Source organism: Hongsoonwoonella zoysiae (assembly GCF_013266695.1).
GTDB classification, from domain to species: domain Bacteria; phylum Pseudomonadota; class Alphaproteobacteria; order Rhizobiales; family Stappiaceae; genus Hongsoonwoonella; species Hongsoonwoonella zoysiae.
Genome location: NZ_JABRXF010000002.1, coordinates 807022 through 830185, shown reverse-complemented (window position 1 = coordinate 830185; position 23164 = coordinate 807022). Strand labels below are relative to the sequence as shown.

General features: G+C 58.7%; 18 protein-coding genes, 1 tRNA gene and 1 pseudogene. 14 read left to right on the top strand and 6 right to left on the bottom strand.

Annotated elements, in window-relative coordinates:
• The first annotated feature begins 101 nt into the window (after positions 1-101).
• The 5 genes from HPQ64_RS14970 to HPQ64_RS14950 all read left to right on the top strand — a co-directional run bounded on the left by HPQ64_RS14970 (position 102) and on the right by HPQ64_RS14950 (position 4358).
• The gene (locus HPQ64_RS14970) at positions 102-1130 is read left to right on the top strand and encodes an aldo/keto reductase (protein WP_172889307.1); all 1029 of its coding nucleotides are present in this window, start codon (positions 102-104) and stop codon (positions 1128-1130) included.
• Complete coding sequence (locus HPQ64_RS14965; protein WP_172889306.1) at positions 1123-1947, top strand: N-acyl homoserine lactonase family protein; 825 nt, start codon at positions 1123-1125, stop codon at positions 1945-1947. The genes HPQ64_RS14970 and HPQ64_RS14965 overlap by 8 nt, the downstream gene beginning before the upstream one ends.
• Positions 1948-2173: 226 nt before the next feature.
• Positions 2174-2815, top strand: a complete 642-nt coding sequence (locus HPQ64_RS14960; protein ID WP_172889305.1) for an N-formylglutamate amidohydrolase — start codon at positions 2174-2176, stop codon at positions 2813-2815.
• Positions 2812-3411, top strand: a complete 600-nt coding sequence (locus HPQ64_RS14955; RefSeq protein ID WP_172889304.1) for a DJ-1/PfpI family protein — start codon at positions 2812-2814, stop codon at positions 3409-3411. Before HPQ64_RS14960 ends, HPQ64_RS14955 begins: the two co-directional genes overlap by 4 nt.
• On the top strand, positions 3309-4358 hold the full coding sequence (locus HPQ64_RS14950; RefSeq protein ID WP_343036018.1) for an NAD(P)-dependent oxidoreductase: 1050 nt from the start codon (positions 3309-3311) through the stop codon (positions 4356-4358). The genes HPQ64_RS14955 and HPQ64_RS14950 overlap by 103 nt, the downstream gene beginning before the upstream one ends.
• Positions 4359-4373: 15 nt before the next feature.
• Here the strand turns inward: HPQ64_RS14950 and HPQ64_RS14945 are convergent, their stop codons facing one another.
• Positions 4374-5321, bottom strand: a complete 948-nt coding sequence (locus HPQ64_RS14945) for a GlxA family transcriptional regulator (protein ID WP_172889302.1) — start codon at positions 5319-5321, stop codon at positions 4374-4376.
• Positions 5322-5846: 525 nt separating this feature from the next.
• On the opposite strand from HPQ64_RS14945, the gene HPQ64_RS20815 reads away from it, so the two are divergent.
• A complete protein-coding gene (locus tag HPQ64_RS20815) occupies positions 5847-5993 on the top strand; it encodes a hypothetical protein (protein WP_172888616.1) in 147 nt (48 codons plus the stop codon).
• Between the two features lie 168 nt (positions 5994-6161).
• Here HPQ64_RS20815 and HPQ64_RS14935 read toward each other — a convergent pair.
• Positions 6162-7028 (bottom strand): annotated as a pseudogene (locus HPQ64_RS14935) (LysR family transcriptional regulator).
• A gap of 110 nt (positions 7029-7138) precedes the next feature.
• On the opposite strand from HPQ64_RS14935, the gene HPQ64_RS14930 reads away from it, so the two are divergent.
• On the top strand, positions 7139-8356 hold the full coding sequence (locus tag HPQ64_RS14930; protein WP_172889301.1) for a pyridoxal phosphate-dependent aminotransferase: 1218 nt from the start codon (positions 7139-7141) through the stop codon (positions 8354-8356).
• 393 nt (positions 8357-8749) lie between these two features.
• Here HPQ64_RS14930 and HPQ64_RS14925 read toward each other — a convergent pair.
• Positions 8750-8823: transfer RNA gene (locus HPQ64_RS14925), tRNA-Gln, on the bottom strand.
• Between the two features lie 407 nt (positions 8824-9230).
• Here HPQ64_RS14925 and HPQ64_RS20235 point away from each other — a divergent pair.
• Positions 9231-10697, top strand: coding sequence for a Ppx/GppA phosphatase family protein (locus HPQ64_RS20235; protein WP_425483830.1), 1467 nt, complete (start codon positions 9231-9233; stop codon positions 10695-10697).
• Between the two features lie 22 nt (positions 10698-10719).
• Positions 10720-11427, top strand: coding sequence for an RlmE family RNA methyltransferase (locus tag HPQ64_RS14915; protein WP_172889300.1), 708 nt, complete (start codon positions 10720-10722; stop codon positions 11425-11427).
• Between the two features lies 1 nt (position 11428).
• On the opposite strand, the gene HPQ64_RS14910 is transcribed toward HPQ64_RS14915, so the two are convergent.
• Positions 11429-12859: a DHA2 family efflux MFS transporter permease subunit gene (locus HPQ64_RS14910; protein WP_343036017.1), complete on the bottom strand. Its 1431-nt coding sequence runs from the start codon at positions 12857-12859 to the stop codon at positions 11429-11431.
• A 257-nt stretch (positions 12860-13116) separates the two neighbouring features.
• Here HPQ64_RS14910 and guaB point away from each other — a divergent pair, with 257 nt between their 5' ends.
• Together guaB and HPQ64_RS14900 are read left to right on the top strand one after the other, a co-directional pair.
• Positions 13117-14619, top strand: a complete 1503-nt coding sequence (guaB, locus tag HPQ64_RS14905) for an IMP dehydrogenase (protein ID WP_172889299.1) — start codon at positions 13117-13119, stop codon at positions 14617-14619.
• A gap of 54 nt (positions 14620-14673) precedes the next feature.
• Positions 14674-15969, top strand: coding sequence for an RsmB/NOP family class I SAM-dependent RNA methyltransferase (locus HPQ64_RS14900; RefSeq protein ID WP_172889298.1), 1296 nt, complete (start codon positions 14674-14676; stop codon positions 15967-15969).
• A gap of 15 nt (positions 15970-15984) precedes the next feature.
• Here the strand turns inward: HPQ64_RS14900 and HPQ64_RS14895 are convergent, their stop codons facing one another.
• Entirely contained in the window at positions 15985-17217 is a 1233-nt protein-coding gene (locus tag HPQ64_RS14895; protein WP_246270715.1) for a tetratricopeptide repeat protein, read from the bottom strand.
• Between the two features lie 256 nt (positions 17218-17473).
• On the opposite strand from HPQ64_RS14895, the gene HPQ64_RS14890 reads away from it, so the two are divergent.
• Positions 17474-17950, top strand: a complete 477-nt coding sequence (locus tag HPQ64_RS14890) for a MarR family winged helix-turn-helix transcriptional regulator (RefSeq protein ID WP_172889296.1) — start codon at positions 17474-17476, stop codon at positions 17948-17950.
• 67 nt (positions 17951-18017) lie between these two features.
• Complete coding sequence (gene guaA / locus HPQ64_RS14885; protein WP_172889295.1) at positions 18018-19565, top strand: glutamine-hydrolyzing GMP synthase; 1548 nt, start codon at positions 18018-18020, stop codon at positions 19563-19565.
• Between the two features lie 18 nt (positions 19566-19583).
• Here the strand turns inward: guaA and HPQ64_RS14880 are convergent, their stop codons facing one another.
• Complete coding sequence (locus tag HPQ64_RS14880) at positions 19584-22028, bottom strand: GcvT family protein (RefSeq protein WP_172889294.1); 2445 nt, start codon at positions 22026-22028, stop codon at positions 19584-19586.
• Positions 22029-22290: 262 nt separating this feature from the next.
• Between HPQ64_RS14880 and HPQ64_RS14875 the strand changes: the two genes are divergently transcribed.
• Positions 22291-23076, top strand: a complete 786-nt coding sequence (locus HPQ64_RS14875; protein WP_172889293.1) for a DeoR/GlpR family DNA-binding transcription regulator — start codon at positions 22291-22293, stop codon at positions 23074-23076.
• Positions 23077-23164 lie beyond the last annotated feature (88 nt).

Below are 23164 nucleotides of genomic sequence, written 5' to 3'. Positions count from 1 at the left end.
TAAACATTAGTCGATTGGAGAATGTGAATTTTGGAAGCGTTCGACGTTGGAATTGCCGATATGCTTCACTGGAAAAATGTTCGGACAGGGAGCGGCAAATAATGACAAAGCTTGAAAAAAGACGTTTGTTTGAAAACGGTCAGGAGGTCTCCAGCCTCTGTCTCGGCACGATGATGTTCGGCGACCAGACCAATGAGGCCGAATCGGCAAGGATCCTGGACGCCTTTTTCGAGGCGGGGGGCAACTTCGTCGATACCGCGGATACCTATGCGAAGGGGGCGTCGGAGCGAATTCTCGGCCGGTTGCTGAAGGAGCGCGGCGAGGAGTGTTTTCTCGCGACCAAAGTCGGTAATCCCGTTCCTGAAATCGACGACCAGGGTGGATTGGCGCCGGAACGCATCCTTCGCGCCGCCGACCTTTCACTGGAACGGCTCGATCGCGAGACGATTGATCTCTACTACCTTCACCTCGATGACGCGCGGGTTTCGCTCGACGAAATAATTTCCGTACTTGGCGAGCTGATTGACGCAGGCAAGATCCGTCATTGGGGTTTTTCGAATTTCCGGCCCTGGAAGATCGCCGAGATGGTTCGCACTTGCGACAATCTGGGTATCGCGAGGCCGGTTGCCGCCCAACCCTACTATCATATTCTCAATCGCGTCGTTGAAACCGACTACATACCCGCTTGCCGCCACTTCGGTATCGGCGTCGTGCCGTATTCCCCGCTCGCGCGCGGTGTGCTGACCGGAAAATACCGGGGAGAAGCGCCCGAAGGATCGCGCGGCGCACGGGGGGACGCGCGCATTCTCGAAACCGAATTCTTTCCCGAGACGATCAGGCTTGCGAACCAGGCGGCCGATCATGCGGTGAAAACCGGACGAGATCCTGTGGGGCTGGCGCTCAACTGGGTGCTCGCGAACGACGCGGTTTCCAGCGTGTTGATCGGCCCAAAGACACTGTCCCAGGTCGAAGCCTATATCTCGGCGGTCGATACCGATTATACGGCGGCCGACGAAGCATTCCTCAGCGGTCTTTGCGCAACGGGACACACGCCGGTCTCCGGCCACAACGACCCGCGCTATCCGATCGACGGCAGGCGCACGCCTTTGGGGAGCAGCACCGATGGATGAAACCTACGAAGTCTACGCCTTGAAGTATGCGCAGCGTGGCGGGCGGACGCGTGGCGACTCGTTTCTGTTCGATGATGACCACGCCTCGCCGCATGACATCGACTACTATATCTGGCTCATCCGCAACGAAAACCGCATGATAGTGGTCGATACCGGCTATGACGAAGAGGAGGGGATAAGGCGGGGGCGGCCGGTACTGCGCGACCCCGCGGTTTGTCTCGCCGACTTTGGCGTTGATCCTGATGCGGTCGAGACGGTGGTCGTAACCCATCTCCATTATGATCATGCCGGTTCGCTGGACCGCTTCGCCAACGCGCGGTTCCACCTGCAAGAGGCCGAGATGGCATATGCGACAGGCCCTTGCATGTGCCATCAGGCGCTCAACCATCCGTTCACAGCCGATCATGTGTGCCAGATGGTGCGCAAGGTCTATTCAGGACGGGTCGTCTTTCATGACGGAGTGGGCTCGGTTGCGCCCGGCGTTGAGGTACATGCCCTTGGCGGCCACTCGCGCGGACTTCAATGCGTAAGGGTCAAGACGAATGCAGGATGGCTTGTTCTCGCTTCCGACGCTTCGCATTACTACGAGAATTTCAGGCGCAGAAAGCTTTTTCCGATTGTCGAAAATGCCGAGGCAATGCTTGAAGGGTTCCGGCGTCTGCCGCTGCTTGCGAGCAATGCGAAGCTTGTTGTGCCAGGCCATGACCCGCTGGTCCGGCAGATCTTCCCGTCCGTCGCAGAAGGCGCTGAAGGAACGGCCATCCATCGGCTCGATGCCGGTCCGTCGGCTGGCAAATGGGAGCAGTTTGTCCCATGATCCTTGGCTGCACCGGCGACGATTTCACGGTCTCCTCCGGCCCTACCAACACGCTGATGAACCGTGGAATGCGGACGGTGCACCGCTAAGGTTTGTCGAAAGATGATGCAACGGCATGTTCGGTCTATGTGCTTTGTCGCGTTGGATAAGGCAATCGCGCTTCTTGCCTAATTCAGGCTTTTTCTCAAGCTGCGAATAGCGCCCATCGGCCCAAGGGAACGGCATATTGCGTGACCGGCAAAGCTGCCGTGAAGAACGGTATTGCACGATCCGATTTGGCAGAAATTTAATCTATTATGACATTTCCGCCAAATCGTTTGAGCGTTATCCCAGACAAGAATGCGCGGAGTTATGGAAGCCGGGTCAAGCGCTCGATGCACAGGAGTGTGAGCTGCCGATGCGCCCTGTGTTGCGGCCCTACCATGAGGCTTTGAAGCGGATGCTCGACCAGGCCCGGCGTTCGCACGGCACCGCGCTGCTGCTGTATACACACTCGATAAGGTCTCTTGTTTCCTTGGTTTCGTCCGTTCCGCTTCCCGGTGCTTGCCTGGGTTCCAACAAATACGCGCGCGCGGGCTTAAAGATGGTGGGCCCGATCGCGAACGTGGTTCGAGCACATGGTCTGGAATGCTCGATAGACGAGCATTCCCTTGGCGGATGCGTGACCGGAAACGCGGGAGACCCGAAAAACGACATCCATGCCATTTGGATGGAAACGGCGAAGAGGGTCTATCTCGATGAATCCGATCAGCGGGCCGAGCCGGCGCGCATGCATGTTCTGCTCGATCTTTACAGCGCCGTTTTTGAGGCGCTTGCAACGTTCAAACCGATTTTTCCTACAAGCGTAAATGAAGGTACCAACTTATGAAATCCGTTGCTTTCCTTGTCTTTCCAAATGTAGAGGACCTCGATCTCGTCGGTCCCTGGCAGGTTCTTACAACCGCCGGCGTGATGACTGAAAAGCTGAAGTGCTACACCGTCGCGAAAGACGCAGGAACGCTTCATTGCTCGAAGGGGCTTCGGATCATCCCCGACATGACGCTTTCTCAAATGCCGAACCCGGACATACTGCTGGTCCCTGGTGGCCGGGGTGTCGATGATGCTCTGAAAGACGAGGCCACGATGGAGTGGATCACCGAGGCCGCAAAAACAGCGGAATGGGTCACTTCGGTCTGTGCGGGCGCCTTGATGCTGCTTGGAGCCGGTCCCGCGCGTGGCCGCCGTATCACCACGCATTTCAACCGAATCGCGCAGGCGCGCGGAATGGGTAGCGCCAAAGAGGTCCTCGAAAACGTTCGTTATGTCGACGATGGAAACGTTGTCAGCTCCGCAGGCGTGTCCGCGGGGATCGACATGGCGTTATGGCTGACGGGGCAGATCTTCGATCCGGAGTTTGCCGTTCAGGTGCAGAAACGGATGGAATACACCCCCCTGCCTCCTTATCAGGACCTCTGGACCGACTGATGAAGCCGAAGCCAGCTTGCCTGATCCTCGACCAGATACATCCAGCCGGCCTGGAGTGGCTTGAGGAGGGTGGTGTCGAACCGGTTTTGGCATGGCGGGGAGCATCGCCGCCTCGGGACAGAGTGCGTGCGATCATAACCAGACGGTCGGAGGTTGATGCGAACCTGATGGGTGCCTATCCGCTGCTCGGCGTGGTCGTCGTTCACGGGTCCGGGACGGACGGAATTGACAAAAGTGCTGCCGGGCAACGGGGTATTGTCATCGACAATACCCCCGGCACGAATGCAAAAAGTGTGGCGGAGCATTGCCTGGCGTTGGTATTGGCCATGCTCCGCCAAATCCCGCAGTCGGATGCGGCCATGCGGCAGGGAGACAGGGAATTCCGGGACCGCGCCAGGATCGTGTCTCTTTCCGATCTTGAGTTCGGCGTCTTCGGGTATGGGCACACGGGGCGAGCGATGGCTGCTTTGGCGAGTGCCGTCGGTGCAAGGGTCGTCGTGCATGGACGAGAAAGGGCCTTGGCCGATGCCGCGTCCGCCGGATTCCGCGTCACGTCTGATCTTTCCACTTTTCTTCGTCAGATCGACGTTTTGTCCCTCCACATACCGTTGACGCAAGAGACCCGCGCTCTGATCGGAGCCGAAGAGATCGCCCTGATGAAGCAAGGCTCGTTCCTCGTAAACGCGGCGAGGGCGGGGCTCGTAGACGAACTGGCCTTGGCGCTTGCCCTGAACGAAGGGAAACTGGCGGGCGTGGCAGTCGATACGTTATCCGGAGACGAAAGGACAGCCACAGGTCCGTTGGCGCAGGCGAAAAACTGTATCCTATCTCCGCATCTTGCGGGATCGGGAACACTTGAAAAAAAGACGACGGCCCTGGAAGCGAGCAAGAAGGTTCTCGCGCACATCAAAGATTTGTCCGCGAGAACGACCGGCTCGCATTCATGACGAAACCGCTGCCGACTAACGTCGTGGAAAGCTGCCGCGCAACTGACGTTTCCAGGCTTGTACGAGATGCGTCCGCGATGCGAAGCCGCAACGGGTCGCGATCTGCGGGATGGACAAAGAAGTCTCGCCGATGAAACGGGCTGCCGCTTCGATCCGCATAGCTTCGACAGCCTTGGCGGGTGTGCGCCCGGTCGCGGCCTTGTAACGCCGGGCAAAGCTGCGCGGCGACATGCAGCAATGCGCCGCGAGAGCTTCGACACTCAGGCGCTGGTCCAGCCGCTCCAGAATCCACGCGTGGAGAGCGTCGAACTCGCCTTTTTCGGTCGCGCTTTGCCTGAGCAGCGAGGCGCTGAATTGAGCTTGGCCGCCGTGGCGGCGCAAAAAAACGACAAGTTCGCGCGCGACGGCGAGGCTCAGCGAGCGTCCGTGGTCTTCTTCGATCAGGGCAAGCGCGAGGTCGATGCCCGCGGTAACACCTGCCGATGTCCACAGTTTGGCGTTTATGCGTGAGAAAATCGCGTCGTGATCAACGCGGATCTCGGGGTGCTCTCGCGCCAGCTTTTCGCACCAGCGCCAATGCGTCGTCGCCGTGCCGCCGTCGAGCAAGCCGGTGCGTGCCAACAAAAGAGCCCCGCTGCACACCGACACGATCCGTGCATTTTCAGCAGCGGCCTTCCGGATAATTGAGGACAACTCATCGCGAGTTTTGGCCTCCATCCGGCGTATCCCGGGGCCACCGGGGATGAGCAAAGTCATCGCCTCAAAGCCTGATATTTCGCAAACCGGAATTGTTTGAAGAACGATCCCTGCGCTGCTGCGAACTGGCCCGCCGGACAAGGAGGCGATTTCTGTCTCGTAAGCTGCATGCCCGCCCAGGGAAGAGGCAGATGAAAACACCTGGAGCGGGCCGGTGATGTCGAGAAGCTGAACGCCTTCAAAGGCCAATGCGATCACTTTTGTCATATTCGGTCACCTCTGGCAGGAAATTAACCGATTATGATATTTCTGCCAATTCTTCACGATGTTAAACACGCAATCACTGCAAGGAATTCCGCAAGCGGCGGATATCTCTGTGCATGGCAACAGGACGCCTTCGGCGGCTTCATGGCGTGGTCATTGCGTTGCCAAAGCCGGCAGGAGGCACACTTGCCGTTGCGTACAATTTTTTCGAGGAAATCGATTGGATCCGGGCAGAAGCTTGAAGGTCCTCAACCGGTTCAGTCCTTTTGCGCACCGGCTGGTATTCGAGCGGTTTGGCGCGGAGCCTGGGGACCGTGCCCATCCAGGTGGGTGCTGATGAGGGAAGACCTGTCCAGCTCACCACCTGAAGTTCGCGTCACGTGAAAGCCCGCAGTTGCAAACAGGTGCAAGCCGAAACGCGCGACACAGGAAACGAAAGTAGGCCAGAGGGAGATACGAATTGTTGTCCAATATCAAGTCGTTGCTCACTGCGGCAGCCGTAGCCGCCGTGATGGCCCTGCCGCAGGCGTGGCGGAGGAATTCATAACGATCGGCATAGGCGGCGTGACTGGCGTCTACTACCCGACGGGTGACGTCGTTCATCATCGCCATCCGCCGGCCTACAAGGGTGCCGGCGTGCGCGACGCAATAGAAAGGGTCCGCGCGCGACCCTAATATTTCTGCCGCCCTACAGCCTGGGCTTCGATCCGAGCGAGAACGCTTTTTCAAAGCTCAAGGTGTTGCTGCGCGCCAAGGCTCGGCGAACGGTCAGCGCCTTTGCGGGATGTTGTCGGCTCTCTCATTTGCTTGTCCATTCCCACCGAGTGCGCCAACTATTTTAGGTCACGGATTTTTGCCGCTACAGAAGTCGACGAGCGCATTTACGGCGGCGATCTGGGCCGTCGAAGTGTTCCACAGAATTCCGACTTCCCGCGCCTCGCCGTCTTGCAAAATCTTTTTTTCCAAGGGCAGCCCTTCGGGCCAGGTTGGCGGCCAGTCAGGCAGAATTGCAACGCCCAGCCCCCGGCTGACGAGAGCGGCGATCGCATCCAGCGTATCCAGCTCCAGCCATTCCTTCACCGCCAGACCGTGCGCGCGAAGATAGCGGTCAACAATCTGGTCGCCCCACTGATTGCGGTCATATCTGATGAAGACCTGTTCCGAGAGTACAGCGTGAGGTTCGCTCAGGTTCATGCCTTCCGGCGCGATTAGCACCAGCGGCTCTTTGCGTTAGGTGAGCCATCCAATTGATTTCGGGATAACGAAGTGCGGACGAACGATTACAGCCGCGTCGAGTTCTCCAGCCAGCACGCTGTGATAGAGATTTACCGATGAATCGGGACGCAGGAAGAACTCGATTTTCGGGTGACGCTTTCGCAAACCGGCAACAAGCTCGGGCATCAAGCCGGTCATCGCGGTGGCTGTGGCTCCGATGCGCAGCCTTCCCTCGGGTTCGTCACCGGCGGCGATGGTGTGAAGGTCTCGGATGCCGTCGATCAATGGGCGCGCATGGCGCAGCACCGCCAACCCGGAGGCGGTGGGCCGCACTGTTCGCCCGGCGCGCTGGATCAGCTTATGCCCCAGGTCTTTTTCCAGTGCCCGCAATTGTTGAGCCAGGGCAGCCGGAGTGACGTTCAATCGTCGGGATGCCTCGGCTATCGAGCCACACTCGGCTATGACTACGAAACTTTCGAGAAAGCGGGTATTCATAGATAAAATATCCATCTTTTAAAGATGCTAAAAACAATATTTTCCTTCTTTTGATTTCGTTCTAACAACATTTCATTCTTGAAAACGACCCTGTTTTGCGAGGAGCCGGCATGGCAATCGAAACCAAGTTCAACAAGTTGGGTACAGACGAGGCACCCGGGCAGGAGACGCGGCAGAACGCTCAACACGTTGAGCTGCTGTTAAAGGGAGGCAAGCTAGCCGGGCGCGTGGTCGATTTCTCGCACGGTGATGTCGACGCTCATGAGCCGACACCAGGTGCTTTCGACCTCTTTACAGCGGGTGTCGAACGGGGCGGGAGCCAAGCCTATACGGAGTATCGTGGCGATCTGGATATTCGCTCGCTTGTCGCCCCCAGACTGGCGGACTTCACGGGCGCTCCGGTTGATGCCTTTGATGGTTTGATCGTGACGCCCGGGACCCAAGGAGCCCTGTTTCTCGCCATCGCCTCAACCGTCGACCGAGGCGACAAGGTTGCGATAGTTCAGCCCGACTATTTCGCGAACCGAAAACTGGTCGAGTTTTTTGAAGGCGAAATGATTCCGGTCCAGATGAACTATAAGCAGGCCTCGGAAAGCGAGGCTGGCCTTGATCTTGACCAGCTTGAAGAAGCGTTCAAGGCAGGAGCCCGCGTGTTCCTGTTTTCCAATCCCAACAATCCGACGGGCGTTGTTTATTCCGCCCGCGAGATTTCACGGATTGCCGATCTTGCTGAAAAATACGGCGCCATCGTTATCGTCGACCAGCTTTATTCACGCCTGCGCTACACGGGTACATCTTACACGCATTTCCGGGCGCAAGCCGTCAATCCGGAAAACGTCATCACCATTATGGGGCCGTCGAAGACCGAATCGCTTTCGGGCTATCGGCTCGGTGTCGCCTTTGGGTCGTCCAGGATTATCGCCCGGATGGAGAAGCTTCAGGCCATCGTCAGCCTTCGGGCGGCGGGCTACAGTCAGGCTGTCCTGCGTGGCTGGTTTGACGAGCCGGTTGGCTGGTTGGAAGAGCGCATCCGCAAGCATCAGGCTATTCGCGATGGCTTGGTCAATGTGCTGCGCGGCATGGAAGGCGCCTTCGTGCGACCCTCGATGGCAGGCAGTTATTTGTTTCCGCAACTGCCTGACCTCGCGGTGAGCTATTCCGATTTTGTCAAAATTCTTCGCCTTCAGGCGGGAGTTATCGTTACGCCGGGGACAGAGTTCAGCCCCCATACCGCAAACAGCGTGCGGTTGAACTTCTCGCAGGATCACGAAGCCGCGGTCGCCGCAGTCGAGCGCCTGGCTCTTCTCGTCGAAAGGTACCGCAAATGAGCGCTTCGATGCCGATCCCGCAGGGCAACTATGTACCGGCTCTACGTCTGGGCAACATGGTCTACACATCGGGGATGATCCCTCGAAAAGAGGCAAACTCCAGGCGACTGGCCAAGTACCTGTGAAGGCAACTATCGAGGACTATCGCCGTGCTGTGGAATTGGTTTGCGGGAATGCACTAACGGCGGCTCGCGGTCAGTTGCGAGACGGCGAAGATATCGGCCGGATCGCAAGCATGACCGTTTTTTCGCAGCCGAATCCTGCTTCACCGCCCATTCGAAGCTGGCCGATTTTGCGTCCAACCATCCTATTGCCTCTTCTCGGAATTCGGCGGAGGGGGATTGGAGCGAAGCGGAGGGAGATTCGCTAGATTATTGTGATGTCTCGGTAAGATGGCTGGGGAACCTGGATTCGAACCAGGACTAACGGAGTCAGAGTCCGCGGGTCTACCGTTAACCTATTCCCCAGTGTAAGAGGCAATGCGCGGGAAGAAGACGTCCGCGGTGCCGATGGCGTTGTTATATACAAATCGGCTGGGCCGATGCAACACCGTGCGGCGAATTTTTCGTGCGCTCCAAACGCCTGTGCAAAACGGTGGCGGTGCCAAATAGACAGGCATGTCCAACACTCGCGCTTCCATCTGAGATCCGCATGTTGGATTTGCTCAATGGGCGCAAGCTGCTACACTCACGTCAACTATAGATTGGAGGGCGGCGCTTTAAAGGAGCGCTGCCGAGGGCTTGAAGTGAGCGACACGGGCGAAATCGGGCCGGAGATATTCCGGTCTGTGCCCGATACCGCGGAGACATCGGATGATGGACGCAAACCATCGCGACGAGGGCCTCACAAGAGGCAATGGGCGGATGGCGGACGTCTGACCGAGGCTCCGCAACCGGCAACCGCGGGTGGCTTGTCCGTCCATGCGGCTCCGGGCGGATCGGGCACGAGGCAGTCAAGAAAGAAGAGGCGTCGGCGCCGTCCGAACAGGGCCGAGCGCAGAGCGGAGCAATTCTCCGAGATCCCGGAGAACTCGCAGGCTCAGCCGTCGTCTGCAGGGCCTTGCAAGGCTGCACCTGCCCATTCCGGAAACTCAAATCGCAAATCCTTGCCCGATTCCGCCCGTCCCCGCGTGGTGGACGACGGGCATGTCATCAATGGGCATGCAAGCAAGGAAATGGCCGCAGAGTGTGCGGAATACCGCGGGAATGAGGAAAGCGCCGCGATTTCCAAATCGCGGTATCTCAACGGCAGGAATTCCGGGCATTCTCCCACGAGCGCGGAGAAGGGCAGGGAAGCTGAAGACGCACGCAGGCAGACGCCTCTATATGCCGCACTCGATCTCGGGACGAACAACTGCCGCTTGCTGGTGGCGCGCCCGGAAACGCGCGGGTTCAGGGTCGTTGATGCTTTTTCCAAAATCGTTCGCCTTGGCGAGGGGCTTGGACATACACGGAGACTTTCCAACGAGGCGATGGACCGTGCCGTCGAGGCGCTCGACTGTTGCCGGGACAAGCTCATCCAACGCGGTGTTGAAAGGTTTCGCCTGATCGCGACCGAAGCGTGCCGGGCCGCTGAGAACGGTGAAAGATTTATCGACCGCGTGCGCGATCAGACGGGTCTTTCCCTTGAGATCGTTTCGCGGGAAACTGAAGCCCGGTTGGCGGTCGCCGGATGCGCATCGCTAGTGGATCCGGAGGCCGACGGCGTCGTGCTCTTCGATATTGGCGGCGGCTCCTCGGAGATCGTCTGGCTTGACTTGCGCAACCGCTGCGGAGCGCGGGGCTACGCCTTGACGAAATTCATACGCGCATGGATTTCGCTTCCTGTGGGTGTAGTCAATCTGGCCGAGCGCCATGGTGGGCGGAACGTCACGGTGGATGTCTTCGAAGCGATGGTGGGGGACGCGGCGGCCCATCTGGAATCTTTCGCTCTCGGTGAGCAACTGACGGAAGCGATTTGCTCCGGCAAGGTTCACATGCTGGGCACTTCGGGCACGGTGACGACGCTCGCGGGTGTGCATTTCGGCTTGAAGCGCTATGATCGCCGCCGGGTGGACGGTGCGTGGCTCGACCATGAAGACGTTTCGGCGATGATAGATCGTTTGCGGTCGATGCCTTACGAAGAGCGGGTGAAGAACCCTTGCATCGGCGCGGATCGTGCCGATCTCGTACTTGCCGGCTGTGCAATTCTCGAGGCAATTCGCCGGCGCTGGACCTGCCAGCGGCTCAGGGTCGCCGACAGGGGCTTGCGCGAGGGAATCCTCATGGAGTTAATGTCGGCCGACGATGTCTGGCGCAGATCGCGACCCGGCAAATGGCACGGTAGGCGCCGGCAAAGATAATCTGGCAAACCGGAAAGGTTTCATGACCACTTCAGGGCGGGGTCGCGGCGAGCGCGGCCTTCATCAACGCGTCAAGACGGCGGGTAAGCGCACGGAATCCTCCACGCGCTGGCTCGAACGCCATCTGAACGATCCTTATGTCCGGCGCTCGAAGATCGACGGCTATCGCTCTCGCGCGGCATACAAGCTGTTGGAGATCGACGAGAAACATAAGCTTTTGAAGCCAGGGATACGTGTCGTGGATCTCGGCGCCGCCCCTGGCGGTTGGTGCCAGATTGCAGCCGATGTGACCGGATCAATCGATGGGGCCCCGCTCGTGGTTGGCATCGATTATCTGGATGTCGAACCGATCCCCGGTGTGACGCTCTTGAAGAAAGACTTTCTGGATGACGACGCGCCGCAAGCATTGATAGATGCACTTGGCGGCCTCAAGCCCGACCTTGTCTTGTCCGATATGGCCGCGCCGACGACGGGTCATCGAAAGACGGACCATCTTCGGACAACTTACCTCTTTGAGGTCGCAGCGGATTTTGCCCGGGAGAACCTTGCCCCAGGCGGCAATTTCCTGTCCAAGGTCTTTCGTGGCGGCACGGAGAATGAACTGCTTCGCCAATTGAAGCAGGATTATCATTCCGTCGTTCACGTAAAGCCACCGGCGAGCCGCAAGGAGAGTCCTGAGCTTTATGTTCTTGCCAAGGGATTTCGCGGGTGCAGAGACAGCAATGGGTAACTTAAGCCCTTGTGTCGGAAGGGGGACGAGACGCTCCGCCCACCGTAGCCGCATGCCCTGAAACCGAAGCCCCGGCACCGCGGTCCAGCGTCAGAAATGAGATTGCGGACAAGAGCACGATGCCAGCGATGACGAGAAATGCGATCGCATAGTCCTGCGGGCCGGCGCCTTCGTTACCGCGAATCATAGACGCCGCCGAAAGTGTCAGCGCGGCCAAGCTCACCCCTATCGACAATGACAGTTGCTGTGCCATTGAGGTGAAGCCGGTCGCGCGGCTCATCTCAGCATCGTCCAGGTCCGCAAATGCGATTGAGTTCAACGCGGTAAATTGCAGCGACCGAAAGAATCCGCCGATAAAAAGAACCGCGATCATGAGAGCTGCCGGTGTTTGGGGCGAGAAAGCGGCGCAGGCTGCAATCGATATGGCTGCGAGCAGTGCATTGAGGCTGAGCACGTTTCTGAATCCGGCCCGCGCCAATATGCGCGGTGCGGCGAATTTCATCGAGATCGCGCCGGCCGCCGCGGCGAATGTGATAAGGCCGGAGTTTATTGCGCTCTTGCCGAATCCCTGCTGCAGCATCAGCGGCAACAGGAATGGGATCGCCCCGATACCGAAGCGGAAAAAAGATCCTCCGAAAAGGCTGACACGGAATGTCGGAATTCTCAGCAGCGACAGATCGAGGATCGGCGCGGACGCTGTATTCGCATGTTGGACATAGGCAATTCCCGAAAGCAAACCGATCGCAACCAGGAAATGGCCCGTGTGTCCGGCAATATGGGTATTGGGCACCAGTTCGGACCCGAACAATAGGCCCGAAATGGCAACGGCGGAGAGGCAGAAACCCTTCAGATCGAAAGGCGGTTTCTCCTTTCCTCGAATGTCCTCGAAATAGAGGGTTGCAAGCCCGACCCCGAGCAGGCCGACGGGGACGTTTATCCAGAATATCCAGGGCCATTCGGCATAGGTGACCAGGAAACCGCCGAGCGGTGGACCCACCACCGGACCGATCAACGCGGGCACCGTTACCCAGGTCATCGCCTGAACGAGCTGAGATTTCGGAACCGCGCGCAGCAATGCAAGCCGGGCGACAGGCACCATCAGGGCGCCGCCCACCCCCTGAACGACACGCATGAAAATGAGCTCGGCGACACTTGACGCAGCGCCACAACCGACCGACGCCAGAACAAATATCGCGACCGCCCAACGAAACACATTGCGCGTGCCGAAACGGTCGGCAATCCAGCCGCTGACTGGCATGAAAACGGCCAGCGCGATCAGATAGGACGTCATAGCCAGATGCAGGCGAACGGGATCGATCGAAAAACTTTTCCCGATTGCCGGCAACGCGGTGCCCAATATCGTGGAATCGAGCGTTTGCATGAAGAGGGCGCAGGCGACGACAAGCGCGACCAGTCTTTGGCGAGGAAGCACTGGAAACTCTGAAATGTGGAGGTTTTGACGACTTATAGCAGGATTTGATGTGATCGGATCAATTGCAAGTCGATGTTATATGATAGATTTCTATCAAGTTGCGCGAAAATTGCGTGATCATGCCGCTTCCCATCCCGTCACGGCCATGTTATTGACCCGCGCCAACTTCTCCGGCACTGCCTGAGTCGCTCATCGTTCGCCATGGTTCCCGGCGCGCGACCGGTCGGTGCTATTTCGCAAGCAGGGAGAACTGGCCCATGCCGTCCATTTACGAACCGACTTTCGGTCGCGAAGCACTGACTTTCGACGACGTTCTCTTGCTCCCCGGCCATTCGGAGGTTCTTCCGGCGGAGGCCGACCTGCGCGGACGCGTCACGCGCAGCCTGTCGCTCAATTTGCCGATTCTGTCTTCCGCGATGGACACCGTGACGGAGGCGCGATTGGCCATCGCCATGGCGCAGGCCGGCGGCATTGGCATTTTGCATCGCAATTTCACGCTGGATCAGCAAGCCGAGCAGGTTCGCCAGGTCAAGAAGTTCGAGTCCGGCATGGTAGTCAACCCGCTGGTGATTGGACCGGACGCGACTCTTCAGGACGCTCTGGACCTCATGAAACATGCGGGCATCTCTGGCATTCCTGTCGTTGAAAATGGCGGCAAGGGAGGGCAGGTGACGGGTCGTCTCGTTGGTATCCTGACGAACCGTGACGTTCGGTTCGCATCTTCGCCGGCGCAACCCGTTCGAGAACTTATGACCCGCGAAAACCTGATTACGGTTCGCGACACCGTTAACCAGGAAGAGGCCAAGCGCCTCCTGCACCAGCACCGGATCGAAAAACTCGTCGTCGTGGACGATGATTACAATTGCACGGGCCTAGTCACGGTCAAGGACATAGAAAAAGCCCAACTTCACCCGAATGCGTCCAAGGATGATCAGGGCAGACTGCGGGTCGGCGCCGCAACCTCCGTCGGCACCGAAGGCTTTGAGCGAGCGGAGCGCCTTATAGATGCGGGTGTGGACCTCGTCGTCGTCGATACCGCGCACGGACATTCGCAGCGTGTCCTGGATATGGTCGGCAGGGTGAAGACATTGTCGAACTCGGTGCAGGTGCTTGCAGGCAATGTGGCGACGCGTGACGGAACCAAAGCGCTGATCGATGCTGGTGCTGACGCGGTGAAAGTCGGTATCGGACCGGGGTCGATCTGCACGACCCGTGTCGTCGCGGGCGTCGGCGTGCCTCAGCTGACAGCTATCCTCGAAGCTTGTGAAGAGGCCAACAAGCAGGATGTTCCGGTCGTTGCCGATGGCGGCATCAAATACTCCGGCGATCTTGCCAAGGCGCTTGCCGCCGGCGCCGCTTGCGCCATGGTCGGCTCCCTCCTTGCCGGTACGGAGGAAAGCCCGGGCGAGGTTTATCTTCACCAGGGGCGTTCCTACAAATCCTATCGCGGCATGGGGTCGGTGGGCGCCATGGCCCGCGGTTCCGCCGACCGTTACTTCCAGGCAGAAGTGCGCGACTCCCTGAAGCTCGTTCCCGAAGGCATCGAAGGTCAGGTGCCTTACAAGGGGCCCCTTTCAAGCGTCCTGCATCAGCTTGCCGGGGGCTTGCGCGCCGCAATGGGCTACGTCGGCGCCAAAACAATTCCTGAACTTCAGGAAAAAGCGCGTTTTGTGCGGATTTCCGGTGCAAGTTTGCGGGAAAGTCATGCCCATGACGTCACGATCACCCGTGAATCGCCGAATTACCCGTCGAACGTCTGATTTTGAAGTGATCGATCAGGGCGTGCCGGCCCGTTTCAATGGAGCGCAGATAGGATGAAGGATGGCGGACGTATCGCCGCGGCGATCGATGTCCTGACCGATATCGAAAGCCGCCGCCGCCCCGTGCAGGATGCGCTCAAGGATTGGGGAACCAGCCATCGTTTCGCAGGCTCCGGCGACAGGGTCGCGATAGGCAACCTCGTGTTCGACGCATTGCGGTCGAAAGCATCGCTCTCGTTCATGATGAACGATGCGAGCCCGCGCTCGCTTGCCCTCGCTGTTTATGGAATATCCTGGGGCGGGGGCATGGAAGGAATCGCAAGCGCGCTTGAAGACGACAGACATGCTCCGCCGCCGCTTTCGGAAGAAGAGGCCGAAAGGCTCAAAGCCGCTTCGCTTGAAGGTGCGCCGGATTGGATTCGGGCCGACGTACCTGAGTGGCTTTGGCCAGAGTTTTCCACCGAATTCGGCGAAGATGCGGTCACGGAGGGCAGGTCTCTCGCAAGCCGCGCGCCGATCGATATGCGGTTGAACCGGTTGAAGGCTTCCCGCGAAAAGCTGTTGAAACGGCTGCATCATCTGGGTGCGGAGCCAATGTCGCTTTCTCCTCTCGGTCTGCGCATCGCGCCAGCTGAAGGCGCAGGTCGGATGCCGCATGTTCAAGCCGAAGAAAGTTTTCGGAAAGGGTGGTTCGAGCTTCAGGATGAAGCAAGTCAGATAGCGGCCCTGCTGGCAGGCGCCAAAGGCGGCGATCAGGTTCTGGACCTTTGCGCAGGCGGCGGCGGCAAGACGCTCGCGCTGGCGGGCGAAATGGAAAACCGTGGGCAGATCTACGCTTATGATGCAGATCGCCTGCGCCTTGCGCCGATACATGAGAGGCTTCGCCGCGCGGGCGTTCGTAACGTTCAAATTCGCGATCCTCAAACTGGCGGCTTGGAGGACCTTGAAGCGCGGATGGACCTGGTTTTCGCGGATGCTCCGTGTTCGGGAACCGGGGTTTGGCGCAGGCGTCCGGATTCAAAATGGCGCCTTTCGGAAAGGGCGCTCGGCGGCCGCAAGGCGGAACAGCGGGACGTCATTCGCACAGCAAGCAAATATGTTCGTCCCGGCGGGCGGCTTGTCTACGTCACCTGCTCGCTGCTTCCATCCGAAAACCGAGACCAACTCATCAGCTTTCTCGAAGAAGATCGTCGTTTCAAGCCGCTGGACTTGAAGGCCGAATGGGGAAGGGTGCTTGGAGGTACTGCCGATCGGGCACGATTCGATGACTCCGGCTTCGCTACCTTGTCGCCCGCCAGAAGCGGTACGGATGGCTTTTTCGTCAGCATTCTCCGCCGGGAAGATGTTTGAAAATCTCTGCTGGCATTAGATCTTGCGCAAGAGCGGGAAGGCCTTGCCCTGCTCGTCTTCGCCTTCGCGATCTTCTTCGGGAGATTGATCTTCATCACCGAGGTTTGCCTCGTCAGGCCGATCGACCGGCCCCGCTTCGGCTCCTCCGTTGGGCTGGGGCGCTTCTTCTTGTTCCGCGTGACCGATTGAATGCGATTTCGGCGCTGGTGCCCGGTCGGTGTCAGACAGGAACAGGGGGGCTTCACCGTCCGCATTTCGGGCTTCTTCCGCAAGCTTGCGAATATTAACCAGCGTTTCCGCTTTGATATCCGCCCGGGCGCCGCCGGCCAGCAGAATTTCTCGGGCGAGCGAGTTTTTCCCGAGGGCCGAGAGCGAAGAGCCGAGAGCCTTGCCGGCGTGCTTGTTCGTCGGATCGAGCGTCCATGCCTGCTCCGCATAGGCCACCGCGCGTAGAGGCTTGCCCGCTTTTCGCGCGGCTTCGGTCAGATGAATCAGGATCCGGGTATCCCGGGGAGTGATTTCGAGCGCTCGCAGGAAAGCATTCTCCGCAGCTTCATAGTCCTGCATTTCGGCAAGGATTGCGCCTTTGAGGTCATAACCTTCCGGATTGGACGGTTCACGCTCGATAACCGCGCAGGCGCAGTCGTAGGCTTCCTTGCTGCGTTTGCGCTGTTGCAAGGCGCGTCCGAGACCGAGATAAGCCGGAATATAGTTGCTATCGATTCTGAGTGCCTGCCTGTAGCGGGCGATGGCCGCGTCAAGTTGAGTGGTATCAAGCGAGCTTGCATCGGCGGCAATTGTGAGGGCGGCGGGATTGCTTGGCAGTTCATTGACTAGGCGTTGCGCCAGCGGCAAGGCTTCGCCGGGTAGGCCCTGTTTTATGAGGATCGTCGCCAGGCCAAACAGGGCGTTTTTGTTTTTCGGATCGAAATCTAGAACGGCACGGAACGCTTCTGCCGCGTAGTCGTAATTTTCCAGCAGCAGGTGAGCATTGCCAAGGTTCGAGCGTGCCCTGGTATGGTCGGGATCGTTGAAGACGACCTGACGCAACACAGGAACAGCTTCCTCCAGTCGTCCCACGCGCAGCAAGGCGGTTCCCGTCCGGTATTTTAGGTCGAGGTCCGTCGGGTGGCGTTGGTGGAGGTTTTCATAGATCGCAAGGGCCGCGTCGTAATCGCCGTTCCGCTCAAGCCGGGCGGCTTCGGCGACGGCCGCATCTATGGAGATCTTGTCGTCGAACACTGCCATATCGAGCGTTGTCCCGTCGGTGAAGATCGAAAACCGCTTTCATCCGGCCCCGGTGGGCATGCTCGGCGCGGTTTTACAGCCGAATCGTCCCCAATCCCCACGCAAAAGGGTAGGTGTCGCACGACCTGCGGTCAAAGCGCCATTTGAGCGTCCTTCGGATTATGGACAGCTTTATGTCGTAAACCGTTGCGCCGCTGGTTTGTATCGTTTCAAATGAATTGAGTTTACGCTGGAAGATTTTCGGAGGCGTGGCTTCATGGGACGTAATAAGGCGCAAGCCGCCGATCAGATATCGCTGTTCGACAGCGAAGTCGCATTTTCGGAAAACTATCTTCCGTTTCGCGTGTTGCACGCCGCACGGCTTGTCGAACGAAGGATCGCCAAGGCGCTGTCGGAAGAGTTCGATCTTTCGCTTGCCGAGTGGATGGTGCTACGCGCGTTGCTCGATGCCGATTGTGTGTCAGTGCGCGATCTCGTACCGCTTACCGGGCTTGATACGGTGGCTATAAGTCGCGCCGCGACGAGGCTGTCGGATAGGCGCTTCCTCAAAAAAATAATCAACAAGCAGGACAGGCGTCTGGTTGTACTGACCCCTTCGAAAGCCGGGCGAACGCTGGCGTGCGAGGTCGACCGCAAGTTATCGGATCTGGAAACCGCCTTCCTCAAGGGGCTGGGTGTTCAGGAACGCGTGCGCCTTGGACAATTGCTCGGCGCCATTATCGACAGCGCATGAATATCCAGTGCCGAGTGGGGCGCATTTTTGGGTTTAAAACGCGTGGGTAAGGGGCTAGAAGCGGCGCATGACAGATAGCGTTCTCATCATCGACTTTGGCTCCCAGGTCACCCAGCTCATAGCGCGGCGCGTGCGCGAGTGCGGGGTCTATTCGGAAATTGTGCCTTTCCAATCTGCCGAGAAGGCATTTCGAGAAATGCAGCCCAGGGCGGTGATCCTCTCCGGCGGGCCTGCTTCAACAACGGATGTCGGCAGTCCCCGCGCCCCGCAAGAGGTTTTCGAGGCGGGAATTCCGGTTCTCGGTATCTGCTACGGACAGATGACGATGGTCGCGCAATTGGGCGGTGAGGCTGAACCTGCCGATCACCGGGAATTCGGCCGGGCCTTCGTGGAGATCAAGAAGAACAGCCGTATTTTCGACGGGGTCTGGGAAGCGGGCGAGCAGCACCAGGTGTGGATGAGCCACGGCGACCGTGTGATCAGTCTCGCGCCGGGATTCGAGGTTTTCGCAAGCTCGCCGAACGCTCCCTTCGCGGTATCGGCGGATGAAGAACGCAACTTCTATTCCTTTATGTTCCACCCCGAGGTGATCCATACGCCGGACGGCGCTAAACTCTTGCGGAATTTCGTGCAGAAGATCGCGGGATGTTCCGGCGACTGGACGATGGCCTCATTCCGCGAGGATGCGGTGGCGCGCATTCGAGAACAGGTTGGGGATCGAAAGGTCATTTGCGGCCTGTCGGGTGGCGTCGATAGCGCGGTTGCCGCCGTCCTCATTCATGAGGCAATCGGCGATCAACTGACCTGCATTTTCGTCGACCATGGGTTGTTGCGCATGAAAGAAGCGGAGCAGGTCGTCACCCTTTTCCGCGAACATTACAACATCCCGCTTGTCCATGTGGATGCTTCGGACACTTTCATCAGCGCGCTTGAAGGCGAGAGAGACCCGGAAGCCAAGCGAAAGACGATCGGACGCTTGTTCGTTGAGGTATTCGAGGCCGAGGCGAAGAAGATCGGCGGGGCGGAATTCCTGGCACAGGGGACGCTCTATCCGGATGTCATTGAGAGCGTATCCTTCACCGGCGGTCCGTCGGTGACAATCAAGTCGCACCACAACGTCGGCGGCCTGCCCGAGCGTATGAACATGAAGCTCGTCGAGCCGCTGCGCGAACTCTTCAAGGACGAGGTGCGCATACTCGGTAAGGAATTGGGCCTGCCGGATGCTTTCGTTGCCCGTCATCCGTTCCCGGGGCCCGGTCTCGCCATCCGCTGCCCGGGTAGTATCAGTCGCGAAAAACTCGATATATTGCGCAAGGCTGATGCGATCTATCTCGACGAAATCCGCAAGGCCGGACTATACGACGCGATCTGGCAGGCGTTTGCCGTGCTTCTTCCGGTGCAGACCGTGGGCGTGATGGGTGACGGGCGGACGTACGAATATGTCTGCGCCTTGAGGGCCGTCACCTCCACAGACGGGATGACCGCGGACTTCTATCATTTCGATATGGAATTCCTGTCGAAGGCGGCGACCCGCATCATCAACGAGGTCAAGGGCATCAACCGCGTCGTCTACGACGTGACGTCCAAGCCCCCCGGAACGATCGAGTGGGAGTGAGAAAGCCGACTTCGGGCGTCAGGCTTTCACGCGCTCCATTTTCGGATCGTAAAGGGGGCTGAGCGTGACGCTGCAAGGCACGCGTTCGGTGGCGACCTCAAGCTCATACTCGCCCTCGGCAATGTAATCCGCGCTGACACCTTGCGGATTGCGGATGTAGCCCATGCCGATCGACTTTCCGATCGTATGGCCGAAACCTGCTGACGACAGCCAGCCAACCCTTTCGCCATTGCGGTAGATCGTTTCACGGCCGAGCAAAATGACGCTTGGGTCTGCGATGAAAGTCGCCATCCTCTTCTTCACGCCTTTCTGGCGTTGGGCTTCCACAGCGGCGCGCCCTTTGAAGTCGAAGTTTTTCTTCATTTTTACCGCCCAGCCGAGGCCGGCTTCGTCCGGGGTGTGGTCGGGCCCGATGTCGGAACCCCATGCGCGGTAGCCTTTTTCCAGGCGCAAGGTTTCGATCGCTCGGTATCCGGCATTGACGAGGCCGAGGGGGGCGCCGGCTTCGTGAAGCGCGGCATAAACGGTCGCTGCGTATTCCACCGGAACATGCAGTTCCCAACCGAGTTCTCCGACATAGGTCACGCGCAACGCCGTGACCGGGCAGCCGGCGATGCCGATCACCCTTGCCGTGCCGAAGGGGAATGCTTCATTGGAGACGTCAGCCGACGTGACCTTGCTCAGGATATCGCGCGCTCTCGGGCCCATCAGCGACAAGACCATATTGGATGAGGTGATGTCCACGAGCTGGACGTTCATTCCATCTGGAATGTTTCGCGATATCCAGTCGAAATCATGCGTCGCGAAACCGGTGCCGGTGACGATGTAATATTCGTCGGGCTTCATGCGCGCGACCGTCAGATCGCACTCGATGCCTGCGCGGTCGTTCAGCATCTGGGTATAGACCAGGCTGCCGACGGGCTTGTTGACGTCGTTGGAGGCGATCCAGCTCAGCGCGTCGCAGGCGTCCGGCCCTTTGAGGACGAATTTGGCAAACGAGGTCTGGTCGAAAAGGGCGGCCGCTTCACGGCAGGCTTTATGCTCGCGCCCGACAGCATCGTGCCAGTTCGGCCGCCCGAAGGTGTAGATATCCTTCTGCTCCTCTCCGGCTGCGGCATCGGCGAACCAGTTCGGCCGCTCCCAGCCGAGTTTTTCCCCGAACACCGCACCGTCGGCCATAAGCTTATCGTAGAGCGGCGATTTTCTGCAAGGACGGCCAGAACGGTGCTCTTCGGACGGCCATGCCATCGTGTAGTGCTTGCCGTAAGCTTCATAGGTGCGCTTGCGGATCCAGTCGTCGTCGAAATGCGGACGCCCGAAACGGCGGATGTCGGCAGGCCAGAGGTCGAAAGGCGCTTCGCCGTTTCGCACCCATTCGGCCAGCGCCATTCCTGCGCCGCCACCGGCTGCGATGCCGAAGGCATTGAAGCCGGCGCCCACAAAGAAGTTTTGCTGCTCCGGGGCTTCGCCGAGGATGAACATCCCGTCGGGCGTGAAGCTTTCCGGGCCGTTGACGAGTTCCTTGATCCCTGCCGTTTCAAGGGCGGGTACCCGGCCTAGCGACAGTTCCATCAATTGCTCGAAGTGATCGAAATTGCTGTCGAGCAAGGTGTAATGGAAACCCTTTGGAATGCCGTCCTTTGCCCAGAGGATCGGGTTAGGCTCATAGCCGCCCATGACCAGGCCGCCAACCTCTTCCTTGTAGTAGGTGAGGCGGTCCGGGTCGCGCAGTGTCGGCAGGTTTGAAGGCACGCCCTCAATTCGTTCCGTGACCATGTACTGGTGCTCTACCGGTACGAGAGGCACATTGACGCCGCAGGACTTCGCGAAGGCGCGCGTCCATTGTCCGCAGCAGGCGACGACCTTTTCGCAATCTATGCGCCCGTGTTCCGTCTCAACGCCTTTGATGAAGCCATCCTGAATATCGACCGAGAGCACCTTCGTGTCCTCGATTATCCGGGCGCCTGCCATCCGCGCGCCTTTCGCCAGCGCCTGAGTGATATCGGAGGGGTTGGCTTGCCCGTCCGTCGGCAGGAAGGCCGCGCCGACGACGTCATCGATGTTCATCAGCGGCCAAAGGTCGAGCGCTTCTTTCGGTGACAGAAGCTGCATGTCCAGGCCGAAGCTGTGTGCCGTCGTCGCCTGACGGCGTACTTCCGTCCAGCGTTCCTCGTTGCAGGCAAGGCGGAGGCCGCCATTCATTTTCCAGCCGGTTGCCTGCCCGGTTTCTTCTTCCAGCTTGTTATAGAGATCGATGGAATAACCCAGAAGTTGTGTCACATTGGCGTTCGACCGCAACTGCCCGACAAGGCCTGCCGCATGGAATGTCGTTCCGGATGTAAGCTTTCTGCGCTCAAGCAGGACGACTTCGACCCCGGCTTTTGCGAGATGATAAGCGGTTGAACAGCCGATAATGCCACCACCGATGACAACCACCTGAGCGGAAGAGGGAATTTGGGTCATCTGGTCCTCTGTGAGCCTTGAGCTTTCTACAGGCTGGCCGTCAATACCTTCAGGCGTGCCGACTCGCCGTTGTTAACGTAGGACGTTCCAAGAAATCCACAAATTTCCTCAAAACATGCACAACTATCCGCAAAAGTCCACGTTTTGACTGAAATGAACGTTGAATAATGTGATATTGTCATGAAACCCACAGTGAATGTGGCCTTGCGTGGGAATTTCTCTTAGCGTGAGTCGTTCGGCCACTCGCAGGAGACTGATACGCATGGATGCATTTCCCAATCACACGCAACGACAGATCCTGAACGAGTTGCGTAAGGTCGGCGGATTGCAGAAGATCAGCGTTCTGGCGGAGGCGTTGGGTATTTCCGGAGAAACCGTTCGTCGTAACGTCAAACGGCTCGTGGAAATGGGGGCTGTGGAGAAGTCGCACGGCAGCGTTCAACTGATCGACCAGGAAGAACAGGAAGAGGGTAATCTGCAGGAGCGGCTTAGTCTGAACCGGACGGCAAAAAAACGCATTGCCGGTTATGTAGCCAGAATGATCCCCAATGAATGTTCGCTTTTTCTCGATATCGGCAGCACTACCGCTTTTATCGCCGATGCGCTTCGCGGTCACCGCAAGCTGACGATCGTGACCAACTCCGTCTATGTCGCCTACCGCCTTTCCATGCGCAACGACAACCGCGTTTTCATGGCCGGTGGCGAACTGCGAGGCGAAGACGGCGGTGCCTTTGGCGCGGATGCGATGGCGTTCGTCTCCAATTTCCATACGGAATTCGCTATCCTCTCCACCGCCGGCCTCGATCCGCGAAACGGCTTTACGCTCTTCGACCTGGAGGAGGCCAAGTTTTCCCGGCATATAATGAAAAATTCCGGCACGCGGATTATGGCTTGCGATTCAAGCAAGTTCGGACGCGAGGGGCCCGTAACGATCGGCAATCCCGATCAGGTGGATCATCTTGTGACCGATGAAGGGCTTCCGGAAGACTTGCGGGCGGCAATGCGCAATTGGGGCATTGAGGTCCACCTTGCCGATTGGGTGGGGTAACAACGCGTGAGGATATTGGCGCTCGCTTAGTGTTCGTCCGTGCCATGCTGACAAGGTGTCTTTTTCGCGTATGCCGGCTGCGCATGAT